Origin of the sequence: Granulicatella adiacens ATCC 49175 (assembly GCF_025150565.1) — a bacterium.
GTDB classification, from domain to species: Bacteria; Bacillota; Bacilli; order Lactobacillales; family Aerococcaceae; genus Granulicatella; species Granulicatella adiacens.
On the sequence record NZ_CP102283.1, the window covers coordinates 757,855 to 777,076 of the forward strand.

The 19,222-nt window shown below is 38.7% G+C and carries 16 protein-coding genes, 1 tRNA gene and 1 pseudogene; 15 read left to right on the forward strand and 3 right to left on the reverse strand.

Annotated features, from left to right (window positions below):
* Positions 1 to 211: 211 nt before the first annotated feature.
* From NQ540_RS03870 to NQ540_RS03910, 9 genes and pseudogenes are all read left to right on the forward strand, one after another.
* A pseudogene (locus tag NQ540_RS03870) lies at positions 212 to 976 on the forward strand (amino acid ABC transporter permease); the annotation flags it as partial.
* A complete protein-coding gene (locus tag NQ540_RS03875) occupies positions 976 to 1,713 on the forward strand; it encodes an amino acid ABC transporter ATP-binding protein (protein WP_005605142.1) in 738 nt (245 codons plus the stop codon). The pseudogene NQ540_RS03870 and the gene NQ540_RS03875, both read left to right, overlap by 1 nt.
* Before the next feature lie 87 nt (positions 1,714 to 1,800).
* Entirely contained in the window at positions 1,801 to 2,274 is a 474-nt protein-coding gene (gene tsaE, locus NQ540_RS03880; RefSeq protein WP_005605143.1) for a tRNA (adenosine(37)-N6)-threonylcarbamoyltransferase complex ATPase subunit type 1 TsaE, read from the forward strand.
* Complete coding sequence (locus NQ540_RS03885; protein ID WP_005605144.1) at positions 2,267 to 2,791, forward strand: GNAT family N-acetyltransferase; 525 nt, start codon at positions 2,267 to 2,269, stop codon at positions 2,789 to 2,791. The genes tsaE and NQ540_RS03885 overlap by 8 nt, the downstream gene beginning before the upstream one ends.
* A 15-nt stretch (positions 2,792 to 2,806) precedes the next feature.
* Positions 2,807 to 3,505, forward strand: a complete 699-nt coding sequence (locus NQ540_RS03890; protein WP_005605145.1) for a 5'-methylthioadenosine/adenosylhomocysteine nucleosidase — start codon at positions 2,807 to 2,809, stop codon at positions 3,503 to 3,505.
* Positions 3,506 to 3,508: 3 nt separating this feature from the next.
* Positions 3,509 to 4,450 (forward strand): Gfo/Idh/MocA family protein, encoded by a 942-nt coding sequence (locus NQ540_RS03895; RefSeq protein WP_005605146.1) that lies wholly within the window; start codon positions 3,509 to 3,511, stop codon positions 4,448 to 4,450.
* Between the two features lie 34 nt (positions 4,451 to 4,484).
* A complete protein-coding gene (gene murB / locus NQ540_RS03900) occupies positions 4,485 to 5,396 on the forward strand; it encodes a UDP-N-acetylmuramate dehydrogenase (RefSeq protein WP_005605147.1) in 912 nt (303 codons plus the stop codon).
* A gap of 15 nt (positions 5,397 to 5,411) precedes the next feature.
* On the forward strand, positions 5,412 to 5,951 hold the full coding sequence (locus tag NQ540_RS03905; RefSeq protein WP_005605148.1) for an ECF-type riboflavin transporter substrate-binding protein: 540 nt from the start codon (positions 5,412 to 5,414) through the stop codon (positions 5,949 to 5,951).
* Positions 5,952 to 6,667: 716 nt separating this feature from the next.
* The gene (locus NQ540_RS03910; RefSeq protein ID WP_039848745.1) at positions 6,668 to 9,589 is read left to right on the forward strand and encodes an insulinase family protein; all 2,922 of its coding nucleotides are present in this window, start codon (positions 6,668 to 6,670) and stop codon (positions 9,587 to 9,589) included.
* 55 nt (positions 9,590 to 9,644) lie between these two features.
* Here NQ540_RS03910 and NQ540_RS03915 read toward each other — a convergent pair whose 3' ends face one another.
* Positions 9,645 to 10,841, reverse strand: coding sequence for an O-antigen ligase family protein (locus tag NQ540_RS03915; protein ID WP_005605150.1), 1,197 nt, complete (start codon positions 10,839 to 10,841; stop codon positions 9,645 to 9,647).
* A gap of 173 nt (positions 10,842 to 11,014) precedes the next feature.
* On the opposite strand from NQ540_RS03915, the gene gpmA reads away from it, so the two are divergent.
* The 3 genes from gpmA (at position 11,015) to gorA (ending at position 14,202) form a co-directional block, all read left to right on the forward strand.
* Positions 11,015 to 11,701, forward strand: a complete 687-nt coding sequence (gene gpmA, locus NQ540_RS03920) for a 2,3-diphosphoglycerate-dependent phosphoglycerate mutase (RefSeq protein WP_039848746.1) — start codon at positions 11,015 to 11,017, stop codon at positions 11,699 to 11,701.
* A gap of 11 nt (positions 11,702 to 11,712) precedes the next feature.
* Positions 11,713 to 12,255, forward strand: a complete 543-nt coding sequence (locus NQ540_RS03925; protein WP_050755081.1) for a cysteine peptidase family C39 domain-containing protein — start codon at positions 11,713 to 11,715, stop codon at positions 12,253 to 12,255.
* A 597-nt stretch (positions 12,256 to 12,852) separates the two neighbouring features.
* Positions 12,853 to 14,202, forward strand: coding sequence for a glutathione-disulfide reductase (gene gorA / locus NQ540_RS03930; RefSeq protein WP_005605154.1), 1,350 nt, complete (start codon positions 12,853 to 12,855; stop codon positions 14,200 to 14,202).
* A gap of 391 nt (positions 14,203 to 14,593) precedes the next feature.
* On the opposite strand, the gene NQ540_RS03935 is transcribed toward gorA, so the two are convergent.
* Positions 14,594 to 14,676: transfer RNA gene (locus NQ540_RS03935), tRNA-Leu, on the reverse strand.
* A gap of 36 nt (positions 14,677 to 14,712) precedes the next feature.
* Entirely contained in the window at positions 14,713 to 15,147 is a 435-nt protein-coding gene (locus NQ540_RS03940; protein WP_005605158.1) for a SprT family protein, read from the reverse strand.
* A 121-nt stretch (positions 15,148 to 15,268) separates the two neighbouring features.
* Here NQ540_RS03940 and trkA point away from each other — a divergent pair, with 121 nt between their 5' ends.
* The 3 genes from trkA (at position 15,269) to NQ540_RS03955 (ending at position 19,165) form a co-directional block, all read left to right on the forward strand.
* Entirely contained in the window at positions 15,269 to 16,621 is a 1,353-nt protein-coding gene (trkA, locus tag NQ540_RS03945) for a Trk system potassium transporter TrkA (protein ID WP_005605159.1), read from the forward strand.
* A gap of 10 nt (positions 16,622 to 16,631) precedes the next feature.
* Positions 16,632 to 18,095 (forward strand): TrkH family potassium uptake protein, encoded by a 1,464-nt coding sequence (locus tag NQ540_RS03950; RefSeq protein WP_005605160.1) that lies wholly within the window; start codon positions 16,632 to 16,634, stop codon positions 18,093 to 18,095.
* 119 nt (positions 18,096 to 18,214) lie between these two features.
* Positions 18,215 to 19,165: a DUF1002 domain-containing protein gene (locus NQ540_RS03955; RefSeq protein WP_005605161.1), complete on the forward strand. Its 951-nt coding sequence runs from the start codon at positions 18,215 to 18,217 to the stop codon at positions 19,163 to 19,165.
* The last annotated feature ends 57 nt before the right edge of the window (positions 19,166 to 19,222 follow it).

The following is a 19,222-nucleotide window of genomic DNA, read 5'->3' on the forward strand; positions in this document are numbered from 1 at the left end:
CTCACAGTGCGAGATTTTTATGCTTCGTAGTCTTTCGTCCGCAAAGTTTATTAGACTTTCTTAAATCGCGAGCGATGAAAAGAAAGTCAATAAACCTCTGCGCAGGAGCACATAAACTCCTGCCGAAGCACAAACATAACACACCGCCACATTGTGTGGCGTATACATACACAAAATATAGAAAGTGGGAAAATAAATGAGTATTGATTGGATTGTAAAAATCATTCAACAGAACTGGCAAATGTTCTTAACAGGTGCCTGGATTACACTATATATTTCAATTATTGGTACAATTATCGGGACATTAATCGGGATGTTCATCGGATTTGTTAAAACAATTCCACTACCAGAAAAAGGACCTAAACGAATCCTTTTAAAAATTGCAGTTGTGATTTTAAACTGCTATACAGAGTTCTTCCGTGGAACACCGATGATCGTACAAGCGATGGTAATTTACTACGGAACAGCATTAATGTTTGGAATTAACTTAGATGTTACATTCGCTGCGATTTTCATCGTATCGATTAATACAGGGGCTTATATGTCAGAAATCGTTCGTGGTGGGATTATTTCGATTGACCAAGGACAATTTGAAGCCAGCCAAGCTATTGGGATGACTCACTGGCAAACAATGCGTTATGTTGTTTTCCCACAAGTACTCCGTAACATCCTTCCAGCAGTAGGGAATGAGTTCGTCATCAACATCAAAGATACTTCTGTATTGAACGTAATTTCAGTTTCAGAATTGTACTTTGCGACAAAAACAGTTGCGGGTCAAAACTTCCGTTACTTTGATACATTCTTTGTCACATTAATTTTATACTTCATCATGACATTCACAGTGACTCGTATCTTACGTTACTTCGAACGTAAATTAGATGGTCCAGATAACTATGAAGTGATTTATTCAGATCCATTAAACTCAAATTCAATGTCAGCAGTCGAAGAAAAAACTAGACAGAAAGGAAATGCATAATGAGCGAAGCAGTAATTTCCATTCAAAACTTAAGTAAAACTTTCGGGACTAATGAAGTTCTTAAAGATATTTCTTTTGAAGTAAAACAAGGGGAAGTAGTAACAATTATCGGATCAAGTGGTTCTGGTAAATCAACACTCTTACGCTGTGTCAACTTACTTGAAAAACCAACTTCAGGAAAAATTTCCTACAACGGACAAAACATTCTTGAACATGACAAGAGCATTTACGAATACCGTACTCACGTAGGAATGGTATTCCAACAATTTAACTTATTTAACAACTTAAACGTGTTAGAAAACTGTATCGTTGGACCGATGAAAGTGTTGAAAAAATCAAAAGAGGAAGCAGAAAAAATCGCAAAAGAATTCCTTGAAAAAGTAGGGATGTCTGCGTATATCAATGCAAAACCTCGTCAATTATCAGGTGGTCAAAAACAACGTGTGGCTATCGCGCGTGCATTATCGATGCAACCAGATGTATTGCTTTTCGACGAACCAACGTCAGCACTTGACCCAGAAATGGTTAACGAAGTGCTAGAAACAATGAAAAGCTTAGCGCACACAGGGCTAACAATGATTGTGGTTACTCACGAAATGGGATTTGCCAAAGAAGTGAGTGACCGTGTTGTCTTCATGGATAAAGGGGTTATCGCAGAAGAAGGCACTCCAGAACAAATCTTTGAAAATCCTCAAGTGGACCGTACAAAAGAATTTTTAGGACGCGTTCTAAAATAAGTGAAATATGCTATAATGAGCTAAGACAGTTTGTCTTGGCTCTTTTTTTTATGCAAGACAACGAGATAAGGTTGAAGGAGTATCATCATGTTTGAAGTACATACAACATCACAAGAGGAGACAATGGCACTAGGCAAGCGTCTAGGAGAAAAGATATTTGCCAATAGTTGTGTGATCTTAGAAGGCGATTTAGGCGCTGGAAAGACGACTCTTACCAAAGGAATAGCTGTTGGCTTAGGCATCGACCGTGTGATTAAAAGCCCAACGTATACATTGATTCGCGAGTATCGTAAAGGGAGACTGCCGCTATTTCATATGGACATGTATCGTATTGAAGAAAGTGGTGGCGCCAGTGAAGTAGGGCTTGAAGAGTACTTCTATGCGGGTGGCGTGTGCGTCGTTGAATGGGCGCAGTATATTGAAGATGAACTTCCTTCAACGTTCTTAAAGGTGAAAATCGACCGTGTAGGAGACGGTGAGTCTGAACGAGTGATTCGCTTAATCCCACATGGAAAAGAGTACGAAGAATTTATCAAGAAATTGGAGGTCACTGATGAGTAAAGAAAAAGAAATTACATTTGCGCTTCCAGTCAAAGATGATGCCAAAGCGCTATTAGATTATAGTAAAAAAGTAGGAAGCGAAACAGATTTTCTCTCTTTTGGAGCGGAAGGATTGAGATATTCTGTCGCTCAAGAAGAGCTGTTTATTGAATCGCTCTATGAAAACGAAAATCAATATATGTTACTAGCAAAAGATGGGGATGCCATTATTGCCGTTGGTTCGATTGCTGGGAGCCTGCATACTAAATTTTCACACCGTGGAGAGTTAGGAATTAGCGTATTGAAGTCCTATTGGGGCCAAGGAATTGCGACCGTCATGATGGAAGAAATGCTTGATTGGGTGAGGGAATATTCAACTCTTTCTCGTGTTGAACTTGAGGTTGTTGCTATCAATAAAAAAGCCCGTCACCTCTATGAAAAGTGTGGATTTGAAGAAGAAGGACGACTTAAGAACGGTGTGAAAATCGGTGACGGATATGAAGATATTGTCTTGATGGCGAAGATGATTGAACGATAAGGATGAGGTGAAAGAATGAAATTTGGAATTATTGCGGCAATGGAAGAAGAAAAACGTCTGCTCGAAGAAGAGATGACGATTGAGAAGAAAACGACCGTTGCCAATTGGGAGTTTATTGAAGGGACACTTGTTGGAAAGTCAATCGTACTTGTCCAATCCGGAATTGGAAAAGTGATGTCTGCACTGGCTACTGGAATCTTAATCGATCGCTTCGGAGTAGACTTGGTGATGAATACAGGTTCTGCAGGTGGGTTTGGTTCATCTCTTGAAATCGGAGATATCGTCATTGGAACGGAACTGGCGTACTGCGATGCTGACGTAACAGCCTTTAATTACGCATACGGGCAAATGCCGGGCATGCCAGCGCGTTTTGCCATGAACCAGGACTTCTTACCGTCCATTGAACAAGCGATTGCTAAGGTGGATTTAAAGAGCCATACAGGCCTTATCGTTTCTTCTGACAGCTTTATCCATACTCGTGAGCAAAGAACACATATTTTAAAGCACTTTCCAGATGTGATGGCGTCTGAAATGGAAGGCGCAGCAATTGCACAAGCGTGTCACGCATTTGGAGTGCCATTTATTGTGATTCGTGCGATTTCAGATATTCCAGAGCGCGGGACCTCTGCTGTTGATTTTGATACTTTTATTGTTCAAGCAGGGAAACGTTCTGCTCAAATGGTTCATCAATTACTACAAGAATGGGAAGGATAAAGAATGTTAAATATTGGGATTGTTGGTGTTGGAGCGATTAGTCAAAAAGCTTACTTACCGGTGATGCGTTCGATTGGGAATGTCAAATGGTATATGTGTACTCGAAATCAAGAAGTGTTGAATCGAGAATCTAAATTATTAGGGAGATGTATTCCTTGTAATACGATTGAGGAATTATTGCAATTTCCTTTAGATGGAGTCTTTATTCATGTGTCTACAAAAGCTCATTTCGAGGTGGCAAAACAATTTTTAGAAAAAGGAATTCCTGTTTATATCGATAAACCAGTAGCTCCTAGCTATGAAAAAACTCTGGAGTTATATCAACTAGCAAAAAAACACGATACCTTCATCATGGCTGGATTTAATAGACGTTTTGCTCCTAAAGTGGAAGTCTTAAAAAGTGTAGAAGATAAGAAGAGAATTATTGCAGAAAAGAACTGTACTGTTGTTTCTCAAGATACAAGAACTAGAGTCTTTGATGTCTTTATTCATCCTTTAGATACAGCACTTTACTTAATGGACTCACTTCCAACGAATGGTACTTATTTCTATAAGAAAAAGGACGGGGTATTAGAACAATGTATGGTCTACCTAGAGAATGAAAATGAAACGGCTTTGGTTCAATTCAATGAAACTTCTGGAGCTAACTTAGAAAGAATCGAAGTGCAAAGTCCTAGTGGAACTTATTCCCTTCGAAACTTAACGGATTTGGTGATTACTCAAGGTCAAGATGATGTTTTGGATGGATTTTCGAGTTGGGATTCTACTTTGTACAAACGTGGATTTGAGACGATTATTCATAGCTTTATCATTGCAGTTCAGACAAAATCAGAAAATCCAGTTTCGGCAAATAGTAGCTTGTTAAGCCACTTGATTTGCGAAAGAATTGTTATGGCAAAAGCCCCCCAAGGTTTCCTAACATTTGACGTAAACTCATTAGAATAGTAGTATTAAAAGGATTACGATTAAGGAGAATAGTATGGACTATACATTATTTTCAAAAGAGTTTCCGAATGTAAAAGTTTTTTACAATGAACCTCTAAAAAAATATACATTTACTAAGACTGGTGGGAATGCTGCAATTCTTATTTTTCCAAAGGATAAGCAAGAAGCAAGCGAAGTCACCCATTGGTTACGCGAGCAAAATATTCAGACGACAATTTTAGGAAATGCCTCTAATGTTATCATTAAAGATGGTGGAATTTCCGGCGCTGTAATTATGTTGAATGATATGTCTCATTTAAAAGTAGACGGTACAAAAATTGTTGCTGAAGGTGGAGTAGCCTTAATTGACGTTTCTAAGGAAGCTGCTAAAAATGGCTTAACAGGTTTGGAATTTGCATGTGGAATTCCAGGTAGTGTAGGTGGAGCCATTTATATGAATGCGGGCGCTTATGGTGGAGAAGTCAGTGAAGTTGTAGAATACGTAGAGGTGATTACTCCAGAAGGCCACTTAAAGACGTATTCTGCTGAAGAATTAGAGTTTAGTTACAGACATAGTTTCATTCAAAATACTGGAGATTTAGTGATTGAAGTGGGATTCCAATTAGAAAAAGGGAATCAAGAAGAGATTGACGAAAAAATTGCAGAATTAACGCATTTACGTCAAAGTAAACAACCGCTTGAATACCCTTCATGCGGAAGTGTCTTTAAACGTCCCGAAGGATATTTTACTGGGAAATTAATTCAAGACGCTGGCTTACAAGGATATCAAATTGGTGGGGCACAAGTCTCCAATAAACATGCTGGATTTATCGTGAACATTGACAACGCTACGGCAACAGATTATATGGATCTAATTCGCCATATTCAAAAAGTTATTTTAGAAAAAGATGGAGTTTCTCTAGAACCAGAAGTTCGAATTATCGGAGAAGAACCTACATCGCATTAAGAGGAGGAGAGGATTGTGAAAGACGGATTACAAAAAACAGTTGTCTATACAATTTTAGGAATTGTAATTATGACTGCTTTAATGACCGTAACGTCGATTACAACACCGATTGAAGGAGTATATATTCAGTTGGCATATGGGTACCTTGCGCTCTTTGCGGGTGTTGCTGGAGCACTTCCAGCTGCCATTGTTGGGTTTACTGGCCATGTATTGTTTGATTTAATCAATACAGATCATTTATGGATTTCTTGGGCTATAAGTTCAGCTGCGTTAGGTTTTACGTTTGGATTTGCGATTCGAAGAAATAGCCTTCGACAAGGAGTGTTTTCAAAACACGATATGATTCGTTTTAACGTGGTTCAAGCGTCAGTGAATATTGCAATCTTTGGGTTGATTGCCCCAACATTAGATGTTTTATTCTATCAGTCTTCTACAACGATTGTATTTACTCAAGGTTGGATCGCAAGTGTTCTAAATTTATTAACCGTTGCTATTTTTGGAACGATTTCTTTAAAAGCATATGCGACTTACAAATTGAAACAAAACAAGCAATAGAAAAGCAAACTCCCTCAATTCACTTATAAGTGAATTGAGGGAGTTTTGTATATATAGGGAAAGGAAGTTTGAGTGCTCACATTTATGAAGGAATTAAGCGATGGAGGTTGCTTAATTCCTTTTCTGTGTTTATAGGGAGAAGAGTGAAATACAAATAATATAATCTTAAAAAACACACTATATGTGGAAATTTACATGGCGGTAACCACAAAATAGATTCAAAAAAATTGAAAATAATATTTCTGATAAAAACAAGAAATATTCCCTAAAGTAAACTTTTAGTGTATAAAAAGTAGCGATTTATATATAAATAATAATCTACTGATTAGTCAAGGGAATATAGTGTATAAAGAAAAAATATTGGAAAAGATTCTTCCACAATAAAATATTTCCCTTAGTTTACCAAAAACGAAGAGGAATCGTTTTAAATCCGAACTAAAATTATATGAGTCCAATGAAATTCTATTAAATATTTGAATAGTAAATTTTCAACGGAAAAGAAGTCTAAAAAAAGTAAAATGTAACATATATGCTACATTTTAAGATGATAAAAATTCTCTAGTAAATAAATGGACACACTCGCCTATAAATTTGTGATTCCATTTATTGTAAATCCAGCATCTTCACCAAACAACTTAATTCAGCCTCTAATCTTCTTTTTTTGCACCAAAAATGTTAAAATAAGTGAAAACCTTTTAAGAAGAAGGAGGAATTTTATGCCAAAAGAGTTTAAAGGCTTTAAATTATTAGAAAAAAGAGACTTACCAGATATCCGTTCAGTAGGGTATTTATATCAACATGAAAAAACAGGAGCGGAAGTTCTTTATTTAGAGAACGAAGACGATAATAAGGCTTTTAATATCGCGTTTAGAACTCCACCATATGATGATAATGGAATTGCGCATATTATTGAGCATTCAGTATTAAATGGATCAAGAAAATATCCAACGAAAGAACCTTTTGTAGAGTTATTAAAAGGATCACTAAATACTTTCTTAAATGCGATGACTTATTCGGATAAAACAGTTTATCCTGTATCTTCTCGTAATCAAAAAGATTTTACCAATTTAATGTCTGTTTATTTAGATGCTGTGTTCTATCCGAACTTCAAGCATGATCCTCAAATTTTAATGCAAGAGGGATGGCATTATCACTTAGAAAATGCAGACGATGAACTGATTTATAAAGGCGTTGTTTATAACGAAATGCGTGGGGCTTTCTCCCAACCAGAATCAGAATTATATCGTTTAATTGAACCAACTTTATATCCAGATACGGTGTATAAACATATTTCAGGAGGAATGCCTGCTAGCATCCCAACTTTAACACAAGAGAAATTTGTGGCTTTCCATGACAAATATTATCACCCAAGCAATGCGCGTGTTACATTATACGGGAATCTAGATTTAGACGTTGCTTTTGATCAGTTAAGTGAATACTTTGATGCATTCGAACCAAAAGCTTATGACTTTGGTCCTGTTGAACAAGCTCCGTTTGAAAAAAGACATGAATTAGAGGCAAAATTCTCGATTTCTCAAGAAGAATCTGAGGAAAACAAAACATTGCTTGCTTATGTTTGGGCTGCTGGAAAAGGTACAGATGCTGAATCACTGATTGCTTTAGCAGTATTAGACGAACTTCTTTTAGGAAGTAATACAGCACCTATTAAAAAAGCACTTTTGAAGTCAGGTCTCGGTTCTGATGTATCTGGTGGTTTTGGTGCGGCAACATATTCACCTATATTTGAAATTGTTCTGAAAGATACAAATCCTTCTGCAAAAGAAGAATTTATATCAATTATTGAAACAGAATTAAAACGACTTGTTGAAGAAGGAATTCCTCAAAAAGCCATTCAAGCGGCATTAAACAAGGCGGCGTTCCGATACAAAGAGCTTACAGCTTTAGAAGGTTCTACTCCTAAAGGGATTCTGTATTCTCTAAACGCGCTAACGAGCTGGTTATATGGTGGAAATGTGTTCGAGACATTTGAGTACCAACCAATTTTAGATAAGATTCAAAGAGAAATGACCAATGGATACTTCGAAAAATTAATTCAAAGTACATTATTAGAAAATACGCACTCAGCAGTGATTACACTTTCTCCTGAACCAGGACTTCTAGAGCGTAAAGACCAAGCGCTAAAAGAACAATTAGCTGCTTATAAGGCTTCACTAAGTGACGAAGAATTAGAAGCATTGGTTGAAGAAACTCAAAAATTATTAGAACGTCAAACGACTCCAGACAAGGAAGAAGATTTGGCAAAATTACCTAAACTATCCATTGAAGATATTGACCGCGAAGTGAAGCCATTACCACTAACTGTGGAAGAACATGAAGGCATACCAACCTTCTTACACTATGAAGACTTCACAGCAGGCATTTCTTACGTGAAATATTACTTCGATTTATCCGGCGTGAAGACAGAAGACATTCCAGTTGTGGCCTTCTTAACAGAAGTGTTAGGAGAAGTTGGAACAGAAACCTTCACAGATGAAGCTCTTAGCACAGAAATTGACTTCTACACTGGTGGTATCGGAACGAATGCGACTGTAATTACTGAATCGGTAGCAGACAATATCTACTATCCTAAATTTACTGTAAGTGGGAAAGCCTTGTCTGAATATCAACCACAGCTTTTGAGTTTGATTGAAGAAATCGTTCATCGTTCGAACTTAGATGATGTAGAGAAGATTAAAGAGCTCTTACTCAATGTGAAAGCGGACTTAGAGATGAACTTCAATTATGGTTCACACGTGGCTGCGCTTCGTCGTTTAGAGTCTTATTACTACGAAGGCGCGAAATACTTACAATCGCTTGAAGGAATCGATTACTACGACTTTATTTGTGATGTGGTTGCTGGTTTTGACGCTAAACCTCAAGCATTTATCGACCGCTTGAAAGCTGTGTTAAAAACGATTTTAACAACAGACCAATTAGTGGCAACCTTTGTCGGAAGTAAGGAAGACTTTGAACATTTCAAACAAGTGTCAGAGGACTTCTTCAAACATCTTGGAAATCACAAAGTTGAAAAACAAGCCTTCACGAATCCAGTGGAAGTGTTAAACGAAGGATTCAAGACCGCGCAAGAAATCAACTATGTCGCAAAAGGATATAACCAAACGCTTCTAGGGGTGCCGGTGAACGGAATGAACCTATTCTTAAAATCAGTTCTAGGACTTGATTATTTATGGAATACGGTTCGTGTTCAAGGTGGGGCATACGGCGGTATGAGTGTTATCACCGATAAAGGGGACGTCGCAGGTCTTTCTTACCGCGACCCGAACATCGTTGAAACACTCGAACGATATGACGGACAAGTGGAGTACTTAGAAAACTTCAACCTTTCTAAGGCCGAGTTTGAAAAGAACTTGATTGGTACATTCAGTACGATTGACCGTCCACTTTCAGCGGCTCAAAAAGGTGCAGTAGCCTTCACGCGTTATTTCACGCATTTGACACAAGAGAAAGTGCAACAGTTCCGTGATGAAGTCTTAGCGGTAACTCCTGAAAAGGTACGCGCATACGCTCCAACGATGAAAGCCATCATGGCTCAAAATGCGTTGGTTGTAATTGGAAATGAAACGAAGATTGAAAACCATAAAGATCTCTTCAAAAACATTCGTAACTTAACAAAATAAGTCAACAAAAACTCCCAACCTTCACAAAAGTGAAAGTTGGGAGTTTTATTGTTTACTATTCATGGGACATTTTATTTTCTTCTTGTTTTAGCCACATTGGGATACTTGTCATCACTAATAAGAATAGGAATGCACTTTGTACCCAAAGAATGGCCACATCGAATATGCCATGTACGAAAAGTACAACGATAAGTGACACATAGAGTCCAACGATTGGACGTTTCTTCGGATCGCGACTCATTTCTAAAATCATACGAACAGGTTTAAAAGAAGCAATTGCAAGAAGCAATGTTCCAATAATTCCGTAGCTTGAAAGTGTATCAATATATAAACTATGTGCGTGTTCATGGTAGCGAGCACCGATTCTTGCAAAACTGTGCAAGTAAGTTAGAGGCCCTTCCCCAAACCATGGATTTTGTTTAAAGAGAACCATCCCTGAATTCCAAATTGAAATCCGCTCTTCCATAGATGAATCAAGGGTTCCCATACGAACTCCAATATCGTTAGAGAAGAGGAACATCAGACCAATTCCAAAAGCAGCAATACTGAGCCAGAATGCTTTTGAGTTTCGAATCGTTGTAAAGAGATAAATAATGGCTCCACAGATAATCGCTGGGAAAGCCGTTCTATTTTGAGTGAAGCTGAGACCAAATAGATTAATTCCAATCGCAACAGCACCAATGAACTTCCAGAACCAACTCTTTGTGATGCTAAGTAAGTAGAAGGCAATCATAATACAGAAGCAACAAATGATTCCGTAATAATTCGGGTTAAAGAAGGTTACTTCGGCACGGTTTTGGTGCCATACTTGCATCTTCGGAGATAGGAATGTGTAGTTAAATTTATGAACGATTTCGTAGTGTTCTAAAAATGCAAATCCAGCGGCAAAAATGCTAAGTAGTAAGATGGTCTGCAGAACAATATGGAAAAAGTCCGGTGTCAATCGCCTTTGATAATAATTGAAAAATATAGCATACATCAAAAAGCCAATTGAGATTACAGCCCCAATATAGTTTCCAGACACCATCGAAACGGCAAAGCTAAATCCAATGAATGTTAGTAAAAATGGGTGTGACACGAGGTCTTTTAGAACTTGTGTTAATTTCCCGGTAAAGGCAAGAAGTATGATATATAAGCCAAACAATGTTAGGAATAAATAAAACGGAAGGAAGCTACTAATAATGAGTAAGTATAGTGCTAAGTCCTGGTTCGAGAATCGTTTTATTTTTCCGATAATCGTTAGTAGTTTCATAATAGTCCTTTCAGGTAAATTTAATACCAATTAATCTAATGAAATAGATATCAGCTTATTTTACCACTAAATGACTAGAGAGGGCAAATTGCAAGGTGTTGGGGCGACCTTCTTTGAAAGATTCAGAAAACAGGCGTACAATAAAGATAGATTCTCAGAAAGAAGGAATAAAAATGAAATTAGTATTTGTTCGACATGGAGAAAGTGAATGGAATGCCCTCAATTTATTTACTGGTTGGAGCGATGTGGAGTTAACTGCTAAAGGGGAAGAAGAAGCCCATCACGCAGGAAAAGTACTACGTTCATTAGGCATTCAATTTGATCATGTGTATTTATCCGTATTAAAAAGAGCTATCCATACAGGTCATATCGTCTTGTCTGAATTAAATCAAGACTATTTACCAGAAACGAAGAGTTGGCGATTAAATGAACGACATTATGGAGCCTTACAAGGACTAAACAAACAAGAAACCCGTGAAAAATACGGCGATGAACAAGTGTTGCTTTGGAGACGTTCATATGACGTGATGCCTCCGCTTCTTAGCGAAGAAGAAGCTGCTAAACAAGCGCAAGATCCACGCTACAAACATTTACAAGTGAAGGATCTTCCTCAAGGGGAAACATTGAAAACAACTTTAGAACGCGTGCTTCCGATTTGGCAAGATAAGATTGCGGTGGATTTACTAGATGGTAAGAATGTTTTAGTTGTTGCGCATGGAAATTCTCTACGTAGTTTAGTGAAATATTTATTGAATCTTAGTGAAGACGAAATTTTGAAATTTGAAATCCCAACAGGGACACCACTTGTATTTGATTTAGACGAAAATCTACAAGTAAAAGAATATCATTTTGAGAAATAAGGAGAATGCGAATGAAGTGGGAGAAAAAGCACACATTAGAAGAGAGCGTTGAATGGAGAGGCCTTCCTGAAAGTGAAATGGAACCGTTCAAAGCTTATGTAAATGGAAAGACACCAGGAATTTGTGGAACGTATGCTGCAGCAGCGTTAACAGCACTGATGTCAAAACGCGAAGGAGTCGTGACACAATCGATGGACGAGCTCCTAAAAGGCATGGAAGCTTCTATTGAATACGCATTTCCCTATCGTGGAACTTTTTATTGGGACGTACAACGTGGACTCAATCATGAATGGAAGAAATACGGTTATAAGACACATTTTAATTTATTTAGTGAAAAAGTTGTACCACGCCTTCTTGAAGACGGCGTGCCTGTTGTCGTAGGAACAACAGCTGCACTTGGTAGCCCGTATAAAAATCACTGGGTCGTGGTGTACCAATACGCCTTCGATTCAAATGGAAAACTCTGGTATAAGGCATACGACAACCATGGATCTATTACAACCGTTATTCCAGCTGTCCAAACACTTTGCGCTATCTGGCTAGAAAAACTTTAGTTGATAGCGCACTAAGTCAACAAACTAGACAGCACCAAGCTTCAAAACTGAAAAGCAAAATTAAAATCTCAGCACAGTAGTAAGGAGCGAAGAGGCCGTTATTGGGCACATAATTCTATCAGAGTATTTTTAAACTCTGTCTCATAAAAATGAATAGCACTAAAGAAATGATTACGAAAAAGCCTGCGGATTTTTATAATCGCAGTAACGGGAATCGCATCGAATGTGAACTACGCGGAGTTGGAACTTGTTCCTTAGTTAAAACAGTTTATAAAGTTAGACGCAGTAGCTGATTGAATCAAGCTTCATCACTTGTGATTCGCTTAATTCTAATCAGCCTTGCGGGGGTAAGACTACAAAGCAAACAGGACTCACACTGTGAGTCCTGTTTTGACTTTGGTCTTACTCCCGTTTGAAGCTTCGAAGGAGCAAGACCAAGGCTTGGTCCGGTGCCCCGTAACAGCGATTATAAAATAAAACCGCAAGGCTTAGAAGTAATCATTTTTTTCTGTGCCTAAACTAATTCTATGAGCAGGGTTTAAGACAAAATCAAAAGTACTCTGATAGAATGAATGTGACAAAAAGGAGGAAGAATGAATGAAAGAATTTGATTTAATTTCTATCGGTGGCGGTAGTGGTGGTATTGCAACAGCCAATCGTGCCGCTATGTATGGTGCAAAAGTGGCTGTAGTAGAAGGAAACTTACTTGGAGGAACATGTGTAAATATCGGCTGTGTTCCTAAAAAAATTATGTGGTATGGAGCGCAAATTGCAGAAGCGATTCACGCCTATGGACCAGACTATGGTTTTACAGCAGAAAATGTAAAATTCGATTTTAAGACACTAAAGAAAAATCGTGAAGCGTATATTGACCGTTCACGTAATTCTTATAATGGAACATTTGAACGTAACAACGTGACTGTTATTAAAGGATACGCACGCTTTGTTGATGCTCACACAATCGAAGTGAATGGGGAAGAGTATCGTGCAAAACATATTGTGATTGCAACAGGCGCAAAACCTGCGATTCCAAATGTAGAAGGGAAAGAACTTGGAGGCACGTCTGACGATGTATTTGCATGGGATGAGTTGCCACAATCTGTTGCTATCTTAGGTGCTGGATATATTGCCGTAGAACTTGCTGGTGTTTTACATGCGCTAGGCGTGAAGACAGACCTATTTGTTCGCCGCGATCGTCCACTTCGTAACTTCGATCATTCGATTATTGAAGTGCTTGTTGCCGAAATGGAAAAATCAGGCCCAACTTTACATACTAATAAAGTGCCTCAAAAACTCGTTCAATTAGAAAATGGTAGTGTGGAAATTCAATTTGAAGATGGAACAATTTTCACTGCTGAAAAAGTGATTTGGGCTACTGGACGTGTCCCACATACAGCTGGATTAAACCTTGAAGCAGCAGGCGTTGAATTAACAGAACGTGGATTTATCAAAGTGAATGAATTCCAAGAAACGACAGCAGAAGGGGTGTACGCTTTAGGAGATGTATCTGGTGAAAAAGAACTAACACCAGTAGCAATTAAAGCAGGCCGTACATTAGCAGAACGTTTATTTAATGGACAAACAAACGCGAAAATGGACTACACTACGATTCCAACAGTCGTGTTCTCACACCCAGCGATAGGAACAGTAGGACTTTCAGAAGAACAAGCCGTGAAAGAGTATGGTAAGGAAAACGTGAAGACATACTTGTCAACGTTTGCTGGAATGTATTCAGCTGTGACAAGTCATCGCCAACAAGCACGCTTCAAACTGATTACAGCAGGTGAAGATGAAAAAGTAGTCGGACTCCACGGGATTGGATATGGCGTTGACGAAATGATTCAAGGCTTCGCAGTAGCCATTAAAATGGGAGCCACTAAAGCTGACTTCGATGCAACTGTAGCAATCCATCCAACAGGATCAGAGGAATTTGTGACGATGCGTTAAGGATGTGAGACATCGCGTTCAGAAATGGAACGTTGGACTGGAACGCCGGAAGGAACGTGAAACGTTCTGCGGACGTTTCGGGAAACGCACGCCATTTCTGCGATGGCGAACTCAACTAACAGGATGTGAAGGCGAGTGGTCAGCTCTCGACCCTTTACCGAAATTAACGCAAGCGTCCGATAAGGACGTGCGGATAATTATCGGAAAGGAACGCGAAAGCTACGAGCCTGAACTCAACTACACAGGATTTGAGCAAAAGCGTTCAGCCAATATTCACAGTGTGAATGTTGGGTGACGGTGAGCTTACCTTCATCACTCCACAAAATCATTTAGATTTACAAGCACAAAAACACCCTAGATGGATAACCATCTAGGGTGTTTCGTTTGTTTATGCGGCCGGCGGGACTTGAACCCGCACAGGTATACACCCACTGCCCCCTCAAGACAGCGCGTCTGCCATTCCGCCACGACCGCAGAACTATTTCAGTTTATCAAATGTTTAGCGGAATTTCAATCTAAAAGGATTAATTTTCCACGACATTTTCCACATACGTAGCGGTTCGTGTTCATCTTGCGCATTCTAGGGTAGCGGTGATGGCACGATGTACATTCGTAAATGAAGTTCGGCTCTCTCATTCGTTCGACAAAGCGACTGCCGCCCACTTGATGAAGGAGTTGTTTAAAGTCCTGGTCTCGGTGACGGTAGCCACGACCCATTTGATGAAGATGATAATGGCAAAGCTCATGTTTGATAACACCAATAAGTGCTTCGATTCCGAGTTTGTCTTCTATATTTGGATTTATCTCGATATTTCCCGTCTTCAGAAGATAACGACCACCGCTAGAACGTAGACGATTGTTATAAGTGATTTTGTGCGTGAATTCGCGGTGAAAAGACGTGCGCGAAATCTCCTCGGTTAAGTTTTGTAATTCGTGTTCGTTCATAATTGCCTCCGACCTTAGTGTAACATTCTTTGCACCTTTAGAAAACAAGATAAACTTTGACCTTTCCGCACCAGACGGGTAAAATAGGAGGGTATAAGATTTTCAATCTGGAGGAAACTAAATGAAAATTGTTGTTGTCGGTGGGGGGAAAGTCGGCGAAGTCATTTGCCAAGAACTCTCAACGGAAGAAAATGACATTGTATTGATTGATAAAAATCAAGATTTAATTGATCGACTCTTAAACAAATTCGATATAATGGGAATTTGTGGAAATGGTGCTAGTTACGACATTCTTGTAGAAGCAGGAGTGGAAAACTGTGATATCTTTATTTCCGTAACGGAAATGGATGAAATTAATATTATTGCGTCAATTCTTGCGAAAAAAATTGGAGCGGAATATACAGTTGCACGTGTGCGTAATCCTGAGTATTCACAACAATTACAACTCATTCGTGAAAGTTTAGGAATTTCATTACTGATTAACCCTGAGCTTTCGACAGCTCGTGATATCGCGAATAACTTTAATTATCCTTCTGCATTAAGTGTAGAAAATTTTGTTGGAAATCGTGTGAGCTTACTGGAATTAGAAATCAACGAAGGATCACGTCTTGCTGGATTATCTTTAAAAGAAGTGCGTAATCGTTTTGAATCCATCTTAATCTGTGTGATTCATCGTAACGAGCAAAGCTTTATTCCGGACGGAGATTCAACACTAGAAGCAGGAGATCATGTGTATATTACTGGAGCTTATCCTGACTTACGTAATTTCTTAAAATTAACAGGACAAGAAACGAAGAGTGTCTCTTCGGCCGTGATTGTTGGTGGTGGTCGTATCACCTATTACTTACTCAATATGTTGAAACAAACTAAAATCGATACGAAAGTGATTGAAGTGAATGAAGAGCGCAGTGAAACTTTAAGCTATGCATTTCCACATACAACAGTAATTCATGCTGACGGAACTGATCACGATGTATTAGAGGAACAACGCATTACAGAATATGATGTGTTTGTATCGATGACAGGGATTGATGAGGAAAACTTAATCCTTTCTGCATATGCAAAGCAACAAGGCGTCCAAAAGATTATTACGAAGATGAGTCGTCCAGCTCTTCTTAAAGTATTTAAAGGTTTTGACAGCCAATCAGTTGTGACTCCAAAACATATCGTAGCTAATGAAATTATTCAATTCGTTCGTTCACGTTCAAATACTCAAGGGTCAAATGTTGAAGCATTATACCGTTTAGCAGATAACCAAGTTGAAGCACTGCAATTCCGTGTTCAAAAGAATAGTGCGATTTGTGGCATTCCACTATCAGAACTCAAAACAAAATCAAATCTCTTGATTGCGTTTATAGTTCGTGGACAACAACTAATCTATCCTGCCGGAAATGATACCATTGAACCATTTGATAAGGTAATCGTCGTGACAACGGAAAAAGACTTTGACGACATTAACGACATTTTGGAATAGAGGTGTCGCAATGAATATAAAAACAGTTCGCTATTTTGTGGGAAAAATGCTTCAAGTTGAAGCAGCACTTTTAGCTTTACCACTAATTGTTAGCTTTATTTATCAAGAGTCACACACTCAAAAACTAGCTTATGCTGGTACGATTCTGATGCTGCTTGTGATTGGCTCTCTCTTAAGCTTTAAAAAACCTGAGCCGCTTAAAATTATGGCTCGGGACGGGGTTGTTACCGTTGCGTTGAGTTGGATTTTACTCTCTTTCTTTGGAGGATTACCTTTTGTCTTTACGGGGGAAATTCCTAATGTGGTAGATGCCTTCTTTGAAACAGCAAGTGGATTAACAACAACGGGTTCAAGCATTATTCCAGACCTTTCTGTATTAGCACATTCTTCATTATTTTGGAGAAGTTTCACTCACTTAGTCGGTGGGATGGGGGTACTGGTTTTTGCACTTGCGATTCTACCAAGTCATGGTTCTGAATCCGTGCAATTAATGCGTGCGGAAGTCCCTGGACCTGTGTTTGGAAAACTTGTTTCAAAATTAGCGCATACAGCGCAAATCTTATATATGATTTATTTAGCAATGACTTCCGTACTAGTGATTATTCTAGTCGTCTTCCAAGTACCACTCTTTGATGCATTGCTTCTAGCGTTTGGTACAGCTGGAACAGGTGGTTTCGGGATTAACAATGCTGGATTTAGTATTTACGCCAATCCTGCAGCTGTGGAATGGATTATCGGAGTAGGGATGATGCTCTTTGGAATCAACTTTAACTTGTACTACTTTATTCTTTTAGGCGCTGTTAAAGACGTTATCAAAGATGAAGAAATGCGTACGTATGTCGGAATCGTCCTTAGCTTTACGATGATTATCTTTACCGTATTGACGATTACTCAAACGGCTTTAGGAGTTCCAATTCGTAGCGTCTTCTTCACGGTATCGTCGATTATTACGACAACGGGATATTCAACGGTCGACTTTGGACTCTGGGGAGTATTCCCACATGCCTTGCTTCTTCTACTAATGTTTATTGGGGGATGCGCAGGGTCAACAGCAGGGGGGATTAAAGTTTCTCGTGTCATCGTGTACTTCAAGAGTGCGATTGCCGAATTAAAGCGCATGGGACAACCTCGCCGTGTCTTTGTTCCAACGATGAATGGAAAACCAATTGACAATAAGATGGAGAAGAGTATTGCCAACTACTTAATCGTCTATGTACTGTTCTTCCTCGTATTGTTACTCTGCGTTTCATTTGAAGCAGGCGATTTTACAACAGCCTTCTCAAGTGTAGCTGCAACCTTTAACAACATCGGGCCAGGGCTTGGTCAAGTTGGGCCTACAAGCAACTTCTCGATGTATTCGGATTTCAATACATTTGTCCTTTCAATTGGGATGATTGCAGGACGTTTGGAAATTTATCCAATCATTATGCTTTTCTCTCCAACAACTATGAAGGCATTTACTCGAAGACGTTAACAAATTCTTAAACAAATAGATAAAGAACTTTAAGGAAAGAGCACTCTTTTCTTAAAGTTCTTTTTGTATACTAGAGGTGTAACGAGTGAGTTACGATTTTGAATAAAGGAGGTTCATTCATGAAGAAATGGGTGAAAGGAACCGCAATCGTCCTTGCATTGATGGGATTATCCATGAAGAGTGCATATGCCATTGATACTACGACCATCAATGAAAAATGGGGCAAACCGACCGTTGTTTATGGCGGAGGATTAAATGAATCACAAATTAAACAGACATCAGAGTTATTAGGAATTAAAGATTCGAATACAGTGAAAACCGAAAAAGCAACTGGGCAAGATATGATTAAATATCTTGGAAGTGGAGATGGAAACACTTCTGTTATGATTTCTTCAGTGATGGTTCAAAAGAAAGATAAAGGAACTGGTGTGAAGGTTCGTATTAAGACTCCTGAAAACATCACCCTAGTGACAGCTGAGCAATATGCTAATGCGGCCATCACTGCTGGAGTAACTGATGCAGAAATTGAAGTAGCAGCAGTATCAAAGGTAACTGGAGAGTCCGCTTTAACAGGTGTATATAAAGCCTTCGAAGCAAACGGGATTCAGCTGGACGCCAAACGTACTGAAGTAGCTCAACAGGAATTAGAAGTGACGAATAAAATCGCGCAAGAGAATGCAAACCAAAAAGGATTCGATTCCTCAAAACTCGATAAAGCGATGATTGAAATCAAAAAAGAACTTGCAGAACTCAAACAAAAGCAAGGACAACTAGCAACTAAGGAAGATATCGAACGCATTATTAATAATGCCTTGAAGAATAATTCATTGCAAAATGTGATTTCTAAAGATCAAATTAATGCGTTAGTCGCTTTTGCACAAAACTACCAAAACACAAGTGCGATTGATTCCAAACAAGTATTAGAGCAATTAAATAGCTTGTCAAAATCAGTCGGCGAAAAGATTAACAGCTTAGTCGAACAAGCCAAAAACGAAGGATGGTTGGATAAAATTGCCCAATTTTTCACTTCCATCTTTGAAAGTATTAAAAATCTATTCAATCAACAATAGTAAAGTCAGATTGAATATTTTATAAACAAAAAGCAGTCGTACCAGAACCAACTAAGA